Below are 16980 nucleotides of genomic sequence, written 5' to 3'. Positions count from 1 at the left end.
AAGTACTTTGAAAGAAATAGAACTTAGAATTATAGATATTGATGTACAAGAAATCCGCAGAAAACTATTAAACATAAATGCTATAAAAGTAAAACAAGAAAATCAAATAAATAATATTTATGACTTCTCGGATAATAGGCTACTAAATGGCAAAGGCTATGCAAGAATACGAACAGTACAAGATGAACTGACAAATTCCACAGTTCATTACATAACTACGAAAAAGCTTATAAGTCAAGAAAAGTATAAAATCATGGATGAGCACGAATCAGAAATTAAAGATGCTGCTGCTGCTAAGGGGATATTCGAATCCTTAGGTCTAGAACTTATACAATCTATTAAAAAATATAGAGAAAGCTATAGCTACAAAAATACTCTTATTGAAATAGATATAAATGAGGAGACATTCTGTCCTTTTCCTTACATAGAAATTGAAAGCGAGGATGAATCCGAGATTGAGGAAGTTGTTACTTTGCTTGGTTACCGCTTAGAGGATACTACCGCTAAAAGTATTTATGAAATATTAAAATCAAAAAAATCATCAAAGGGGTTATAATGTTTGGATATGTAACTCCCTGTAAAATGGAAATGAAGATAAAAGACTACGAAAAATTCAAAGCTTATTATTGTGGTCTATGCAACTCTATTAAAAATAATTTTGGCAACCTACCAAGACTAACTTTAAATTACGATATGACTTTCTTGGCAGTACTTCTGGACGCGCTTTCAGAGAATAAGTACAATTTTATTAAATTTAAATGTACAATACATCCACTAAAAAAAAGAATTATGATTAATAATAACGAGGCAATAGATTATGCAGCCTTTTGTAATATTATTTTAGCCTATTATAAGGTAATGGATGACGCTTACGATAATAAAACAATGAAAAGTAAAGTTCTTTCAATATTTTTAAAAAACTATTTACCAAAATCAGAAGTAGCATATACTGATGTAATGAATTATACAAAAGAAAAGCTTTTATTACTAAACACCCTAGAAGCGAACCATAAGGATTTATGCATAGATGAGCAGCTATCTATAGATGAATTATCTGATGTTTTTGCTGATCTTACAGGATTTATAATATCCTTCTATTATAAGACTGCTTCCTTTAAGGATGATTTATATTGGCTTGGCTATAATTTAGGTAAATGGATATATATTATAGATGCTTATGATGATTTAGAAAAAGATATAAAAAGTGATTCTTTTAATGCTATAAATTCATTGTTTAATACAGATAAATTAGATTTCAAAAGTTTTTCTACATTAATAGCACCAAGAATTGATTTTATATTAGCTACCTGTGCTGAGCAATGTTTAAAATATCTAAATAGATTACCTTTAGTAAAAAATGAAGATATATTATGTAATATACTAGAACTAGGACTCATGGAAAAAATGGATAAGGTTTTTAATAAAAAACGCAACATTGATAATTTAAAAGGAGTGGAATATAAAGATGGCAAATCCATATGAAGTACTCGGTGTACGAGAAGGCTCATCTAAAGAAGATATTAAAAAAGCTTATAGAGAGCTAGCAAAAAAATATCATCCTGATCAGTATGGTGATAATCCTTTAAAAGATTTAGCTGAAGAAAAAATGCAAGAACTAAATGAAGCCTATGATTCACTTATGAAAAACACTAATTCTTCTAATAACTACGGCTCATCAAGCAGTTATAGTTCTACATCAAATGATGACTATACTAATAACAACATATATCAATCTATAAGAATGGATTTAAATAGCGGAAATATAGCCTCCGCCGAGCAGAAATTGGGTTCCATGAACACAAAAACTGCTGAATGGAATTATTTAACGGGAGTTGTTCACCTCAAAAAAGGTTGGCATGATAGTGCTTATACTTTTATAAGTCGCGCCTGCACGCAAGATCCTAATAATATTGAATATAGACGCAGTTTTAATGAACTAAATTCGCGTACCTCAAATTATAGAGATAACTATTATGGTAGGCGTAACAATGATTTTGGCATGGGTAATATGTGTCTTAACTTGTGGTGTGCAGATACTATTTGTGAATGTTTAGGTGGAGATCTTATTTCCTGTTGCTAAGTCTATTAATTTAGGAGATGATTTTTATGAAATCTAATAATATTGCTAAGGGTGGAATATTCGCAGCACTTAGTTTAATATTACTATATCTTTCTTCTATTTCCCCTACCAATAAATTATTTATATTAGGCATTGCTTCTTGCATTATCCCCTTTTCAATTTTAATTACTGGAATAAAGAATACCATTGTAGTATATAGTGCTGTTTCCTTGCTTAGTTTATTTATTATACCTTCAAAGCTTATAAGCATTACCTACATACTAATTTTTGGTTTCTATGGCTTTGTTAAATATTTTATAGAAAAATTAAGAAGTATGATTCTAGAGATTGTACTTAAGTTATTGTATTTTAATATAACCTCCGCTATAATTGTATTTATATATAAATTATTATTATTATCAAAAATTCCTAATATAAATATATATTTAATAATAATTGTTATGGAGTTTGCCTTCATAGTATATGACTATGCGCTTACTGCATTTATATCCTATGCAAATAAAACTCTTGTTAAGAAATTTAAGTAAGGCATATGAAAATAGACTAGGCTAAAATAGACTAATATGCTGATTTTTTATTTAATGTGTCCTAACGCATGGCCTTGACACAAAATTCTATTTAAATTATAATGAATAATAATACAATCTTAAACAAATGATACTATAATAAATCGCTTTGATTAGGAGTAGTAGTATTTATAGCATTTTAAAGAGAGCTGCTATTAGGTGTGAAGCAGTAATGATATAATATGAACTTGCCTATGAGCTTACTTGTAAGTAATAACTTACAAGTACGGTTAAAACCGTTATATTCTTAAGTGAGGCGTAATGCCTAATTAGAGTGGTACCGCGGAATATTACTTTCGTCTCTTTGTTGAGATGAGGGTTTTTTTTATTTTCTAATTTAAAACTAAGTAGAAAAGCTTAATAATTGCAGCTCAGCATGAGATGATTAACAGCTCAGCATGAGATGATTAACCTACAGAGCATAAGAAGGAGGAATACTAATGGCAAAATATAATACAACCATCGATGAAAAATGGCAACAAAAATGGGGAGAAACTAACCTTTATAAATTTGATGAAAATAAAATTGATAAGAAGTTATATGTACTTGAAATGTTCTCTTATCCGTCTGGAAGCCAATTACATGCGGGGCATTGGTTTAACTATGGTCCTGTAGATTCTTGGGCTAGAATGAAGAAAATGCAAGGATACAATGTATTTCAGCCAATGGGCTTTGATGCTTTTGGTCTACCTGCTGAAAACTATGCAATAAAAACAGGAGTGCATCCAAAAGATTCTACGAAGCAAAACATTATTAATATGGAAAAGCAATTAAAAGCTATGGGAGCAATGTTTAATTGGGATCATGAAGTTGTTACATGTCGCCCTGATTATTATAAATGGACTCAATGGTTATTCTTAAAACTATTTGAAAAAGGCCTTGCTTACAGGAAAAAAGCACCTGTAAATTGGTGCCCTAGCTGTAATACAGTACTTGCAAATGAGCAAGTAGTAGATGGTTTTTGTGAAAGATGTAACACTGAGGTTACTAAAAAGAATTTAACACAATGGTTCTTAAAAATAACTGACTATGCTGATGAACTACTAGAAAAGCTTGATACCTTGGATTGGCCTGAAAAAACCAAATCCATGCAAAAACATTGGATAGGGAAATCTACTGGTGCTGATGTTACTTTTAAAATAGTTGATTCTGATGTAGACTTTAGTGTATTTACTACAAGAGTAGATACTTTATTCGGTGTTTCATATGTAGTCATAGCCCCTGAAAATGAACTTGTAGATATCCTCACTAAAAGTGAATATAAAGATGCTGTTGAAGCTTATAAATATGATGCTAGAAAACAAACTGATATAGAAAGACAATCTATTACAAGAGATAAAACAGGTGTATTTACTGGTTCTTATGCTATTAATCCTATTAATGGACGCAAGGTTCCAATTTGGGTAGCTGACTATGTTCTAAACACTTATGGAACTGGTGCAGTAATGGCTGTTCCTGCTCATGATGATAGAGACTTCGCATTTGCCACTAAATACAAATTACCTATTGAAAGAGTAATTATTGGTTTAAAAAGTGTAAATGGCGAGGGCGAAAATCTTCCTTATACTGAACATGGAAAAATGGTAAATAGTCAAGAATATGATGGTTTATCTACCATCGACGGAAAAAGATCAATCGTAAAAAAATTAGAAAGCATGAGTCTCGGATGTGAAAAAGTAAACTTTAGACTTCGTGATTGGTTAGTTTCAAGACAAAGATATTGGGGAGCTCCTATTCCAATAATCCACTGCGAAAAATGTGGGACTGTTCCTGTACCTGAGGATCAACTTCCTGTAGAACTACCTTACAACGTAGAATTCTCACCAGACGGAGAATCACCACTCGCTAAATGTGAGGATTTTATGAATGTCACTTGCCCAGTTTGTGGCGGCACAGCTCATAGAGAAGCTGATACTTTGGATACATTCGTTTGTTCTTCTTTCTACCAATTTAGGTATGTAGATAACAAAAACAGCGAAAAAGCTTTTGATAAAGACTTAGTAAACAAAATGCTTCCTGTAGACAAATATGTGGGAGGGCCTGAACATGCATGTGGTCACTTACTATATTCAAGATTTATAACCAAAGCTCTTCGTGATATGGGATATTTAGATTTTGATGAACCATTCTTATCTCTTACTCACCAAGGTTTAATTTTAGGACCAGATGGAGTAAAAATGAGTAAATCAAAAGGAAATACTATTTCTCCAGACAAGTACATAAAAGAGTTTGGCGCAGATGTATTTAGAATGTACCTAATGTTTGGTTTTGGTTATATTGATGGTGGAGCTTGGAGTGATGATGGTATAAAAGCTATTGGAAGATTTGTTGATAGAATTGAAAGATCAATCGACACTGGAATCAGCGTTATGTCAAAAGAAGTTAATAACAAAGACTCTCTAGGCATAGAAGAAAAAGAATTAAACTACTGGAGACATTTCGCAATAAAAGGAGTTACTGGAGATACAGAAAAACTTCAATTTAATACTGCTATTGCAAGACTTATGGAGCTTACAAATGCTATATTAAAATATGTTAATGGAGACAATATAAACACTAAATTTTTAAAAGAAGTGCTTGTGGATTACCTTAAGATTTTAGCTCCCTTTACTCCTCACTTTGCAGAAGAGAAGTGGGAAACCTTAGGTATGGGTTACTCTGTATTTAATCAAATTTGGCCTAAATTTGATGAGTTTGCTCTTATAAAAGATGAAGTAGAGCTAGCTATTCAAATCAATGGTAAAATTAAATCCAGAATAACTATATCTCAAAATTTAGATGAAGAAAGTATAAAGAAAATTTCTCTTAAAGATGAAACAGTAATCGCTACCCTAGAAGGTAAAACTGTGCGTAAGGTTATTGTAATTAAAGGACGACTAGTTAATATAGTAGCTTCTTAGTAATAGCTACATACAGTTTTTACAGTTTAAATTTGAATTATTATAAAAGGAGAGTAGAAATTTTTAATTTCTACTCTCCTTTTTCAGTTTAAACTCCATACATATCTAATGTTTTTTGAGTTGCTTTTAGTAAGCTGCTAATCTCATAAACTTCTCCTTCTTCTATTAGCTTATTTAATTGTTCTCTATACCTAGCTGCATCCGTTGACTTTCCAATCGACGAAAGCACAAGTATATTATTCATTATATCCGACACCAAATTAGATTTTACCTCAAACAATTTTTGTGCATCTTTAATTTCGTCTTTAATTTCTAGCATCTGTTCATCTAATTGAAAAGCAGCATCTGCAGCATTTTTAAGTTTTGCCCTTATATTCTCTGGTATATCATGCTTATATTTATAATTTAGTGAATGCTCTACTGTAGCCCAAAAGTTCATTGCCAAGGTCCTAATTTGAAATTCTGCTAGTATTTCGGTTTGACCATCAGCTAAGTTTACAGGATACTTTATAATCATATGATAGCTTCTATATCCACTACCTTTTACATTTGCAACATAGTCTTTTTCATAAACCATCTGCATGTCACGTCTTTCACGAATTAGATTTACCACTTTATCAATATCATCTACAAACTGACACATTATCCTTATGCCTGCAATATCTTCCATTTCATATTCGATTCTATCCAGAGGGATACCGAATTTATTAGCTTTCTCAAGAATACTAGATATTTCTTTAACTCTTCCGGTAACGAACTCTATAGGTGAATACTCATTTTTTCGTCTATATTCTCTTCTTATACTTTTAAATTTTACTTTTAACTCTTCTACACCCTGTTCATAAGGAATTAAAAATCTTTTCCACTCTCTTATTGCCATACACTCAGTCCTTTACATAAAATTTCATATCCACATTGTATTAACTTTTGATACTATTCTAATATTTTTAAAGGATCGAAGTTTAAATAATCACAAGAAGTAACTATATATTCTATGCCTTCTATATTTCCTTCATATAGCCTATTTAAAGATGGTCCATGTAAATGACCATATATGACCTTGCATACATTATATTCTTTTACTATTCTTATAAGTTCAGTTTCCTCAAACTTATCATTAGTAGGTGGATAATGAAGCATTACAATAAATTTATTATAACCCTTTTTCACTGCCTCATCGAGTGAAATTCGAAGCCTTATTAACTCTCTATTATATATTTTTTCATCATGAGTTGTAAATCTCGTATTTCCTGGGCAATTCCATCCCCGTGTTCCGCATATAGCAAAATCTTTATAGTTAAAAAAGTTGTTTTGGATAAAATCCATATCCGCGTAGAGAGAATTAAGCTTCGTGATACCACTCCACCAATAGTCGTGATTTCCTTTTATAAGTATTTTTTTACCTGGAAGCTTATGAATCCATTCTAAATCTTCCACGCCCTCTGAAATATTCATGGACCATGAAATATCCCCTGCAATTAGTACAGTATCCTCCGCCGAAACTTTGCTAATCCAATTTTCTTTAATTTTTTCATTATGATTACTCCATTTTTCTCCAAATATATCCATGGGTTTATCTGAATTTATAGATAAATGAAGATCAGATATTGCCCACAACGCCATAATATACCTCCTTATTAATTGTTTAGTTTTTTTTCATTAATGCATCTATATCCATTACATAAGCAATAACCTTAGCTATTGCATCATACAATTCTAACGGTATTTCTGATCCTATATCAACATTTGAAAGTAAACTAGCTAATTCTTCATTTTTCACTATAGCTACCTTACTCTCTTTCGCCGTCTTAAGAATTTCATCTGCAATATAACCCATTCCAGCTGCTGTTACTATAGGCACATCATATCCTTGTTCATATTTTATTGCAGTAGCTTTTTTCACCTTTTTCATTTTAACACACCTCATTAGTGCTCAAAGTTATGCCCTTAATCATTTTTTTAAATGTCTCCATACTATTATACCTTTATATTGATTGTATTAAAACTTCTATCATTAAAAAATTCTCTGCAACTTGCCAGTGTAAACTCGTTAACTCTGTTACTCACTTTAATACTAACCCTATAATTTATACTAGATAATTCATTAATTAATTTTTCTTTGCCAATATCCAAAACTTTAACATAAAATTTATCACAATTAATATCAATATTCATATTCTTATTGTTAATTTTAATATATGCATCTACAATTCCCATATTTACTGTTTTTACGCTCGTCGCAATCTTTACATTTTTGCTATCAATCTTTTTACCTTTTTTTCTATCATCTTTAATAATCAATTTGAATTGATATTCATTTTCTTTAACATTTATAGGCAAATCCAAATAATAATACTGTTCTGAAATAGAATTGAATATTTTTATATCATTAAGTTTTTGATCAAATACATTCATAATTTTCGAGTAAGCCTCTGGTTTTAGATTAAGCTTATTTTCAATAACGGCTTTAACTGTATTTTTAATCTCTTCAGTCTTTAATTTGATTTGCTCTTTAATGAGAAAATCTGTAGTTATATTTTCTATCTCGTTTTCAATGTTATTTATAATTCCCTTGTCTATCTCTGAAACATTTAGTTCATTTTTTATCATATTTATAATTTCACTAAGTAGATTGTTTTTACCATAACCATTAACTTTAGTATTGGCGGAAGTTTTACCATCTATTCCCACATTGTTAACAATATCCTTTTGTAGTTTATTTAATGGCAGTTCTTTATTTGGCTTTATATCTTCTAAATTATTACTGTCAGGTTCAAACTGTATTATATCTAATTCGTTTAACTCTTTATTTATCAAATTAACATTAGTTGTATCACTATTTAAAAGATAGGTATTCATATCTTTTAAATTGTTATATATAGCTGACTCTCCTTTAAATAGCTTTATAAAGCTCTCCAGATTTCCTTTAGTAAGTTCTATATTGTTTTCTTTAAGTAATAATATCTCATCAACATCTAAATTCTTTAATGCTTGAAAAAAACTTTTTAATATTTTTGTTATTTCATTTGCCTTTTCACTATTAGGGTCAATATTTCTACTATTAAGATATTTACCAATAAAATTTTCCTCTTTATCAGGATTTAAAGATATTTTTTCTCTGAAATCAACTAAATTTTTTATATCAATTATATTATCTTTAGTTAAAGGCATATCATGTTTTATCATTTTTTCAAAAAGCAAGGTATCTGTCTTGTCAGTACTTAAGGGGTTCCCCTTAGAAAACTCTTCTAAAATATCATTTTCTACGGTTTTGCCCTCTTTATCTTCATATAATAATTTTATTTTCAGCATGCCATCTTCAAAACCTTCTACAACAAACTTAAGCACACTACCATCAGGGACTTGTTCTAGTGGCTTATTAATCTTTGCAGAAAACTGCCATCCATCTAATAATTTTAAATTAACTTCTCCCTTTTGCTGATCTGTACTTACAATTCTTGCATTGAACTTTTCCTGGGCTTCAAAAGATATTTTACTAAAAGCTTTTTTAGCTTGTGGATTCTTTAAAATTAAAGTATTGCTAATTAAAGACATAAGCCACCTCCCATTTATTTGGCATAAGGCATATTCAAATTCATATGCCCTATAACTTTTTCAAAAGTTATCACTACTTTATTATCGTATAAAATATTTTTTTTTAAAGGGTACGGTTAATAATTATATATTAGTTATTAACCGTACCCTAAAAAAACAAAACAAAGTTAAAATATAAATTTCAACTTTGTTTTTCTAAAAATTTGCTATTCTATTTTTAAAGAATAGTATTTTTTCTTTCCTTTTTTAATAAGCACACAGCCATCTTTAAAATTTTCTTCTAAAAGTGTTGCATTTTTATCTTCAATCTTTTTATCGTTAATAGTTAATCCACCCTGCTCAATTAATCTTCTAGCTTCTGCTTTTGATGGCACCACTTTAGTGTACACTAATATATCCATTAATCCTGCATTCTTCATGTCGTAAGGTATAGATACTGTAGGTACGTTACTCATATTAGTTCCACCACCAAATAAGGCTTCTGCTGCAGTTTGAGCTTTTATAGCTTCTTCTTCCCCATGAATAAGTTTTGTAACCTCAAAAGCTAAAACTTTTTTAGCTTCATTGATTTTTTCGTCTTTTAAAGCACTTAAACGCCTAACTTCATCCATAGGTACAAAAGTAAGTAAGGATAAGCATTTTTCTACATCTGAGTCCGCAATATTTCTCCAGTATTGGTAAAAATCATAAGGAGATGTTTTATCTGCATCAAGCCATAGAGCTCCATTTACAGTTTTACCCATTTTAATTCCTTCGCTATTTGTAAGTAATGTGCAAGTCATTCCATAAGAAGCTTTACTTTCTTTTTTTCTTATTAGTTCTATACCAGCAATTATGTTAGACCATTGATCATCTCCACCTAACTCCATAGTACATCCATATTTTTTATTTAACATTAAAAAGTCATATCCTTGCATAAGCATATAGTTAAATTCAAAAAAAGATAAACCTTTTTCTAGTCTCTGTTTAAAACACTCAGCAGCTAACATCTTATTTACTGAGAAATGTACTCCTATATCTCTTATAAAATCTACGTAATTTAAATTTAAAAGCCAGTTTGCATTATTTTCAAGGATTGCTTTACCATCACTAAAATCTATAAGTTTTGAAAGCTGTGATTTTATGCAAGATATATTATGATCAATTTCTTCTTTTGAAAGCATTTTCCTCATATCTGTTTTACCAGATGGATCACCAATCATTGTAGTTCCACCACCAACTAAGGCTATGGGTCTATGCCCTGCTCTTTGCATATGAGCCATAAACATCATAGTAATAAAATGGCCAATATGTAGGCTATCCGCTGTTGGGTCATATCCTATATAAAATGTTACCTTTTCCTGTCCTAATATTTTCTTCATTTCATCCTCGTGAGTAAGTTGTTTTATATACCCTCTCTCGTAAAGCGTATCATATACATTTTCCATAATTTATTCCTCCTTATTTTGCTTCTCTATTACTTATTAAAATGTGTCTAAACTAAAAAAAACGCCCCCCTAAGAAAGGGACGAAGTAATTTCCGTGGTACCACCCAAATTGATTTAACAATCCGCTCATTCCTTATAACGTAAGGTCAACCCGTCTCAGCTTACTCATCATCTTCGATGCTATTTACTCATCATCTTCGATGCTGCTTCAGCTTAAAGCTCCCGAATGTATTTCACTATAATCCTTAACTAGTTCACACCTACCACTAGCTCTCTTAATAATTCCTACAGTTACTTTTTTCTTTCATAGCCTTTTAGATATAATTATTCATATTATTAATTATATCTGTGTATTTATAATATATCAAGTAATATAATTGCTCATTTACTGTATTTATATTTGTTTAGGTGCTATTTACGCTGATTTGAGACTATTTGCTCTATATAAAATAAAAGCAGGGCTAAAAACCCTGCATTACATTCAAATAAATAATATTTTATCTCTTTATGTGCTATAATTCTTTAAAAATTCTGGTGGATTTAAGCATTCGCAACCTACATTCACATAAAATTCCAAGCTATACTTTTTAGCTAAAGTATCCATTTTAGAAAACAATTGTGCCGTATGCTCGAGTTTATCATCAACAACATTAAATACACCATCAACAAAAATTGTATCAATATCGTAATCTCTAGAAAGCATACCGCACAAAAATCCATAAAAATCATCCTGACTTTTTAAATCAAACTCATTAGTAGCTACAAATCTCATTTTTCTATTTAATTGCAAAGTAGCTTTAGCATCATCATCAATATAAACTATGTTTCCTTTAACTTTATCAACCGTCTCGTTCGCTAATTTAATCAGAGCTTTAGTTTTACCTGAACCCTTTCTACCACAAAATACATGAATCATGTTAACCGCCTCCTATTTTATCTAATATAACCAGATAATTATTAAACAGGTCTACACCGTACGTAATATTGTTATCATAATATATTATGCTTATAGTAGTGCAATGTTTCATATTCCTAAAGTAATTTTTATAATTATAATTTACAACAAAAAAAACGATGGAATACCACCGCCTTTTTATTGAAAGTTTTTAATAATCCCTGTGTTCTTTATTTGTACTTCTACTTCAACTTTTAATTCAGTTTTATTGATAACATCTTCCATTTTTATTTTTGGATATTTTACATAAAATTCTTCATTTACATTAAAGATATCTATTCCCATACTCTTGTATTTTGCAAACAGATTATTGCAGGATTTCATAATATTTTCTTGTGACTTCTCTTGGATTTTACTGATATTTTCTTTTGTAAATATAATATCTTTTTGAGCTTCTGCTAAATCCACATCAATTTTAATTTTCTTTTTTAAATGAACAATATTATCATAATAACTGATTTCTGTCTTAGTTTTGCTTTTTAAAATTTCTAAAGTTACAAATTTATTAATATCACAAGGATTAGTTACTTCTAAAGTACCACCTGAAATAGAATTAGTTAAAAAGTTAAATCCTTGCCCCTCTTCTCTTGATAATACGCTAACCATTTTATCGTCTTTGATCACCGCTCCACCATTTACTTCTAATTTTTCCTCTAAATTATCTTTTGGGATATCTATTATGGTTACTACATTGGTTCTGTCTCCCATATTTCTTTGATTGTAATACTCATTTAAAGTTAGTTTTACAGCTCTTGAATACGCCCCAATATTTTCCATAAGCTGCACTAGAAATACTCCAATGTATTTCTCTTCAACAATATTTAGCTTCATAAGTTTCTCTGGATCCCCCCTATATATTGCAATATAAGGCCTTAAAATCAATTCTTGATCACGATCCATAAAATCTATAAAATTATCAAGACCGAATTCTGCGGCCTTTTGAGTAAATATTATGGCCTTATTTTGTGTATAATTTAATTTATAGCTGGAAGTAGTACTCATATTTCTAACAGCTTCAAACATTGTTTTTCCCGTTGCCTTAAATAAGATTCTTTGATCCATACTTTCAGGTGATGTCCCCCTTATCCCCTTAAAAGCTTCAACATATAATATAGTATTACCGGTATCATCTACATCTATTACTAATGCAGAAACAAATAAAACCTTATTAATATCCTTATAACTAAAACATGATGTCATAGTAAAACAATTCGTTATTATGCATATTATAACTAATATTTTTTTATACTTATTCATTGTAATCATCCTTATCAAAAATACTATTAGATATCTTGCTAAGATCTTTTCTATATAATACATCCTTAAGTTTAAAGCTTTCTAGTGTCCCTAAAGGGAATAGATATGGATATCCACAACTCTCGAGTCCCGCCATATGTGAAATTAAAATAAAGAAACTAATATAAAATCCTGGTAGCCCAAGCACCGAGGAAAACAAAATAATAATTATATTCCATATGGATAGAGCACCATAAAGCTTAGGAACCAAAAAAGAAGAAATAGATGAAAGTGCCACGATTACTATAGTGCTTTGTGATGCTAAACTCGCCCCCACCGCAGCATCGCCTAAAATTAATGCTCCAACAATGCTCATTGACTGGCCTATTGGTAATGGTAGTCTTACTCCTGCCTCTCGAAGTAATTGAAAGAAAAAAGTCATTAATAATAGCTCTATAACCGTAGGGAGAGGTACACCGGCTCTAGAAACTGCGAGCTTTACGGCAATTACCGTTGGAATAAGCGAAAAGTGAAAAGTTGAAATAGCCAAATATACGCCTGACAATAAGGAAGCTAATCCAAAGGCGACCACTCTCATGATTCTTGATAAATTACCAAAATATTTATTAGAAAAATAATCATCTGGTGTTTGAAAATTATCCACAAAAAAATATGGTGCAGTAATTACAAAAGGCGTTCCATCTACGATTATTGCTATTTTCCCCTCTAAAAGCTTTGCTGCCGCCACATCTGGTTTTTCGGTAGTGCCTATGGTGTCAAAAGCTGTGTTTGTATTTTTTAATTCTTCTTCAATGTAACTTGTGTCTAATATAAACTCTAATTTTATATTAGTCACCTTTTTTCTTATATAATCAACAAGTTTCTTCGGGGCCACACCTTCTATATAGCATATTACGGCTACTGTATTAGATTTACTTCCTAAAATTACTGGTTCAAATTTCAAATTTGAATTTTTTATTTTCCGCCTAATCATTGATACATTATCTACAAAAGCCTCCGTAAAACCTTCTCTTGGTCCTTTAATTACATCTTCTGTAGGAGGTACACCTACACTCCGCCTTACATACCCCTTAGCCTCACAATAAATCGCTTTATTTGAAAAAGAAAATATAAGCACCAAGTCTCCAGATAAAATGTGATATATAGCCTCGTCATTACTATTAATATCTCCAATGCTATTAGCCGGTAATACTTCTTTTTTTATATCCTCTAAATCTACAGTCCAAATTTTGTGCTGCATTAGAGGGTTAAATATATATTCACTAATAAAGTTAGAATCACATAAATCATCAATAAATACACCAAATATTGTTCCTAAATCACACTCTATCTCCCTATATTTGACATCGTAACTATTTTTTAATTTTTCTTTAACATAATCTATATTTATTTTTTCCATTTTAATCACCCAGTTTATTATTTGTAATATTTAAGTTTAATATTCTGAAATCAGGGAAATAATACAAATATATTACAAATTTTATTGAAGCACGGTGTAGAATAAAAATAAGGAGGAGGCAAAATGGATAAGATAAATACAAAACATTTAATGTTCATAATTTGGGGAACCTCCATTGTAGCAATGAAAACTTACCCCAATGTATTCATTATAAATGGAGGTAGAGATTCCTGGATTTCCGTTATTATTGCCTCTATTATTTTATTATTATTTTTTGTTTATTTACTTTTCGTTTGTAAAAAAAGCAATTGCTATGATATGGATAAAATATACCATAGAGCTTTAGGTAAAACCATGGGAGATATTTTTTTAATTTTATTTATCCTAACTTTAATTGTAAGCTTAATAGAAAGTTCTTCGGTAGAAGCAAATGCCTTGCACCTAAATATGCTCTCAGATACTCCTGTTTGGTTTTTTCTCTTGTTTATATTAATACCAGCCGTTTATATTACAAAGAAGGGTTCTAGAGCAGTAACTATAGTTACTATTATTGGTATATGTCTTATTATGGTAGCAGGTATAAACCTAGCAATTCTTACAGCTAAATATAAAGATTATAGTTACCTACGCCCTATAATGGCGGGCGGCGTCACTACCTCTTTTATTTTATCTATAATAAAAGCACTTGGATGTTACGGTAGTATAGCTATTTGTATTCCATTTTTATCTAGAGTAACTAATAAGTCAAAAATCACAAAACATTGCGTTATTGCAATATTAATTGTAATACAGATGGAGATTTTCGCAAACATAGGTGTTTTAACTACCTTCGGCGTAGTTAGAGCCTTGAACATTAACTATCCTAAGCTCATACAAACTCAGTTAGTTAATTATTTCGGTTTTATAGAAGGAGGGGAGTTTTATGTAATGCTTCAAGTGGTAGGTGGTTGGTTTATAAAATATGTATTAACACTAAGCGCTATACTAATTTTATTAAAAAAGCTTTCTTTCCTTAATAAATACAGTGTATACATTATTACTTTATTTGTATTCATAATCTCCTATTTCACTTCCGCTAAGGTAGTATTATTATATAAATTTTTAAATCTTTACGTCTATTTTTCTGTAATAAGCTTCATGTTAATACCAACAATAATTTTCAGTATATTTTACTTTAAAACTAAAAAAAACACTAGAAATGACTGTATAAATAGAAAATAAAAAGAGAAACAATATTTGTCCTATATTGCTTCTCTTACTTTTAAATTTTGGCTATGTTAAAGAATAGCGTTGATAATATAAGATTTTTAATGGAACTCCAAAAGGAGTTCCCTTAGTTAGTGTTTTAAGAATATGGTTTATTTAAAAAGTTCTGTATTTTCAGCAACAAATTCAATATGTCCACAATTTGAACATACATATACTTTTACACCACAGCCTTTTCGTTTTAACCCTTTTATTGGCTGTTCAAGTATAAGAACTCCTGCCCCAGTATTTAGCCATGCTTCTTTCATTTGATTTTTACAATGGATACATTCTATATTTTCCATAAAAACACGTCCTCTCTTAAATTGGTAAGGGAAAGGTATAAGTAAGTTACAAATTACCGTTAAGACGTAGCTTAATTAACTTTTGTTGATATACAATATCTTACTATTGTATCCTTAATTCATTATACAGCATATTAATATAAATATTTAACATAATTATATATAAATTGCTTCCCTGCTTTTAAAATCCTTTAATTTTGAATCAGAATGAGATGTATGTGACTGAACTAATAAGTGTTTACTCTTTACGGTATCCTTTTCAGTATTAAAAAACTCTAACCATTTAAACCAGTACATGTAGTTAGCAAGGTATTTTGTGGCAACACTATGAAATCCATACATCCATTCTTTTAATTTGCTATGGAAAGCATTTATGTGTTGTATATGGTATATGCCTTCCTTATGCTTACCACGCTTAATTTGTTGTAGTTCAACACCTGAATTTTGTGCAAATCGAATATAACTCTTATGTGAATCAGTACAGAGGATAGATTCATCCTCAATTCTGCCTGTAAAGAGCCTTTCTAAATCTGTATGTTTCATTCTACCTTTACATATTAATTCAGTCATAATGTTTCCTGCCCTATCAATATCACACAAAACACAAACTTGTTCCTTTGAGATTCCCCTTTTTCTCTTTTCAACCTTACTACTCCTACTGCCTTTAACTCCTCGTTTGTGAGGTTCTCGTGGCATTGTAAAAACAGTACTTTTCTTATGATTTCCTTTGAAGGACTCCCTAAAAAATGCTTCATCAACTTCTATAACTCCACCAACGTTACCAATACCCATATACACTCTGATAGCGTCTAAAAATTTATGCCTCCAGTAAAAAGATGTAGGTACACTAATCTCAACTATCTCGGCACATTTTCTTATGGAATAACCATTTATCATACATTTAGAATATAATATCCATTTTTTAATATCTTTCTTGCTGTTGTATCGTGGTGAACGTGTAAAGTCAGTGAAGGTCTTTCGGCAGGACTTACAGATATATCTCTGCTTACCATTGAACTTGCCATTTCTGGATACTTCATCATGTCCACAACAAGGGCAGACCTTTCCCTTGGAAAACCTATTCTCTTTAACTTCGTTTGTAACTTCAATAGCAAACGAACCTAATACAATAACTTCTTCAAGGTAGGCTAATATTTCTTCCTGTCCTGTTGTTCCTAAAGCCTCTAAATCTTTCTTTACTGACGCTACACTTGGCATAATAAGACCTCCGTAATCCTTTGTATAGTCTTATTATATCCCAATATTCAGAAAATATCAATTTTCAACATTT

General features: G+C 30.4%; 16 protein-coding genes and 2 other annotated features. Of the genes, 6 read left to right on the top strand and 10 right to left on the bottom strand.

Annotated features, from left to right (window positions below):
• The first annotated feature begins 7 nt into the window (after positions 1-7).
• The 5 genes from ACWJJ7_RS15050 (at position 8) to leuS (ending at position 5546) form a co-directional block, all read left to right on the top strand.
• Positions 8-556 carry a class IV adenylate cyclase gene (locus ACWJJ7_RS15050; protein ID WP_462962811.1) on the top strand — a complete coding sequence of 183 codons (549 nt, stop codon included), beginning with the start codon at positions 8-10 and terminating at the stop codon, positions 554-556.
• Positions 556-1482: a DUF5685 family protein gene (locus tag ACWJJ7_RS15045; RefSeq protein ID WP_462962810.1), complete on the top strand. Its 927-nt coding sequence runs from the start codon at positions 556-558 to the stop codon at positions 1480-1482. The genes ACWJJ7_RS15050 and ACWJJ7_RS15045 overlap by 1 nt, the downstream gene beginning before the upstream one ends.
• Positions 1466-2080 carry a J domain-containing protein gene (locus tag ACWJJ7_RS15040; protein ID WP_462962809.1) on the top strand — a complete coding sequence of 205 codons (615 nt, stop codon included), beginning with the start codon at positions 1466-1468 and terminating at the stop codon, positions 2078-2080. The genes ACWJJ7_RS15045 and ACWJJ7_RS15040 overlap by 17 nt, the downstream gene beginning before the upstream one ends.
• A gap of 26 nt (positions 2081-2106) precedes the next feature.
• A complete protein-coding gene (locus ACWJJ7_RS15035) occupies positions 2107-2607 on the top strand; it encodes a hypothetical protein (protein ID WP_462962808.1) in 501 nt (166 codons plus the stop codon).
• Positions 2608-2746: 139 nt separating this feature from the next.
• Positions 2747-2953, top strand: a binding site (T-box leader).
• A gap of 133 nt (positions 2954-3086) precedes the next feature.
• Complete coding sequence (gene leuS, locus ACWJJ7_RS15030; RefSeq protein WP_462962807.1) at positions 3087-5546, top strand: leucine--tRNA ligase; 2460 nt, start codon at positions 3087-3089, stop codon at positions 5544-5546.
• Positions 5547-5634: 88 nt separating this feature from the next.
• Here the strand turns inward: leuS and ACWJJ7_RS15025 are convergent, their stop codons facing one another.
• The 8 genes from ACWJJ7_RS15025 to ACWJJ7_RS14990 all read right to left on the bottom strand — a co-directional run bounded on the left by ACWJJ7_RS15025 (position 5635) and on the right by ACWJJ7_RS14990 (position 14139).
• On the bottom strand, positions 5635-6426 hold the full coding sequence (locus tag ACWJJ7_RS15025; protein ID WP_462962806.1) for a GTP pyrophosphokinase: 792 nt from the start codon (positions 6424-6426) through the stop codon (positions 5635-5637).
• A 53-nt stretch (positions 6427-6479) separates the two neighbouring features.
• Positions 6480-7169: a metallophosphoesterase gene (locus tag ACWJJ7_RS15020; protein WP_462962805.1), complete on the bottom strand. Its 690-nt coding sequence runs from the start codon at positions 7167-7169 to the stop codon at positions 6480-6482.
• A 22-nt stretch (positions 7170-7191) separates the two neighbouring features.
• Positions 7192-7458, bottom strand: a complete 267-nt coding sequence (locus ACWJJ7_RS15015) for an EscU/YscU/HrcU family type III secretion system export apparatus switch protein (protein WP_462962804.1) — start codon at positions 7456-7458, stop codon at positions 7192-7194.
• A gap of 65 nt (positions 7459-7523) precedes the next feature.
• Positions 7524-9101: a hypothetical protein gene (locus ACWJJ7_RS15010; RefSeq protein ID WP_462962803.1), complete on the bottom strand. Its 1578-nt coding sequence runs from the start codon at positions 9099-9101 to the stop codon at positions 7524-7526.
• 206 nt (positions 9102-9307) lie between these two features.
• Positions 9308-10528 (bottom strand): tyrosine--tRNA ligase, encoded by a 1221-nt coding sequence (tyrS, locus tag ACWJJ7_RS15005; RefSeq protein ID WP_462962802.1) that lies wholly within the window; start codon positions 10526-10528, stop codon positions 9308-9310.
• A gap of 73 nt (positions 10529-10601) precedes the next feature.
• Positions 10602-10845, bottom strand: a binding site (T-box leader).
• A 188-nt stretch (positions 10846-11033) separates the two neighbouring features.
• Positions 11034-11444, bottom strand: coding sequence for a hypothetical protein (locus ACWJJ7_RS15000; protein ID WP_462962801.1), 411 nt, complete (start codon positions 11442-11444; stop codon positions 11034-11036).
• A gap of 177 nt (positions 11445-11621) precedes the next feature.
• The gene (locus tag ACWJJ7_RS14995) at positions 11622-12740 is read right to left on the bottom strand and encodes a Ger(x)C family spore germination protein (RefSeq protein WP_462962800.1); all 1119 of its coding nucleotides are present in this window, start codon (positions 12738-12740) and stop codon (positions 11622-11624) included.
• Positions 12733-14139: a spore germination protein gene (locus ACWJJ7_RS14990; RefSeq protein WP_462962799.1), complete on the bottom strand. Its 1407-nt coding sequence runs from the start codon at positions 14137-14139 to the stop codon at positions 12733-12735. Before ACWJJ7_RS14990 ends, ACWJJ7_RS14995 begins: the two co-directional genes overlap by 8 nt.
• A 123-nt stretch (positions 14140-14262) precedes the next feature.
• On the opposite strand from ACWJJ7_RS14990, the gene ACWJJ7_RS14985 reads away from it, so the two are divergent.
• Positions 14263-15360 carry a GerAB/ArcD/ProY family transporter gene (locus ACWJJ7_RS14985; RefSeq protein ID WP_462962798.1) on the top strand — a complete coding sequence of 366 codons (1098 nt, stop codon included), beginning with the start codon at positions 14263-14265 and terminating at the stop codon, positions 15358-15360.
• Positions 15361-15497: 137 nt separating this feature from the next.
• Here ACWJJ7_RS14985 and ACWJJ7_RS14980 read toward each other — a convergent pair whose 3' ends face one another.
• Positions 15498-15689 (bottom strand): hypothetical protein, encoded by a 192-nt coding sequence (locus ACWJJ7_RS14980; protein WP_462962797.1) that lies wholly within the window; start codon positions 15687-15689, stop codon positions 15498-15500.
• Between the two features lie 156 nt (positions 15690-15845).
• Positions 15846-16907 carry an IS1595 family transposase gene (locus ACWJJ7_RS14975; RefSeq protein WP_462962796.1) on the bottom strand — a complete coding sequence of 354 codons (1062 nt, stop codon included), beginning with the start codon at positions 16905-16907 and terminating at the stop codon, positions 15846-15848.
• Positions 16908-16980 lie beyond the last annotated feature (73 nt).

The sequence above is a fragment of the Clostridium sp. CM042 genome (assembly GCF_055080995.1).
This window is presented reverse-complemented; position numbering and strand designations above follow the sequence as displayed.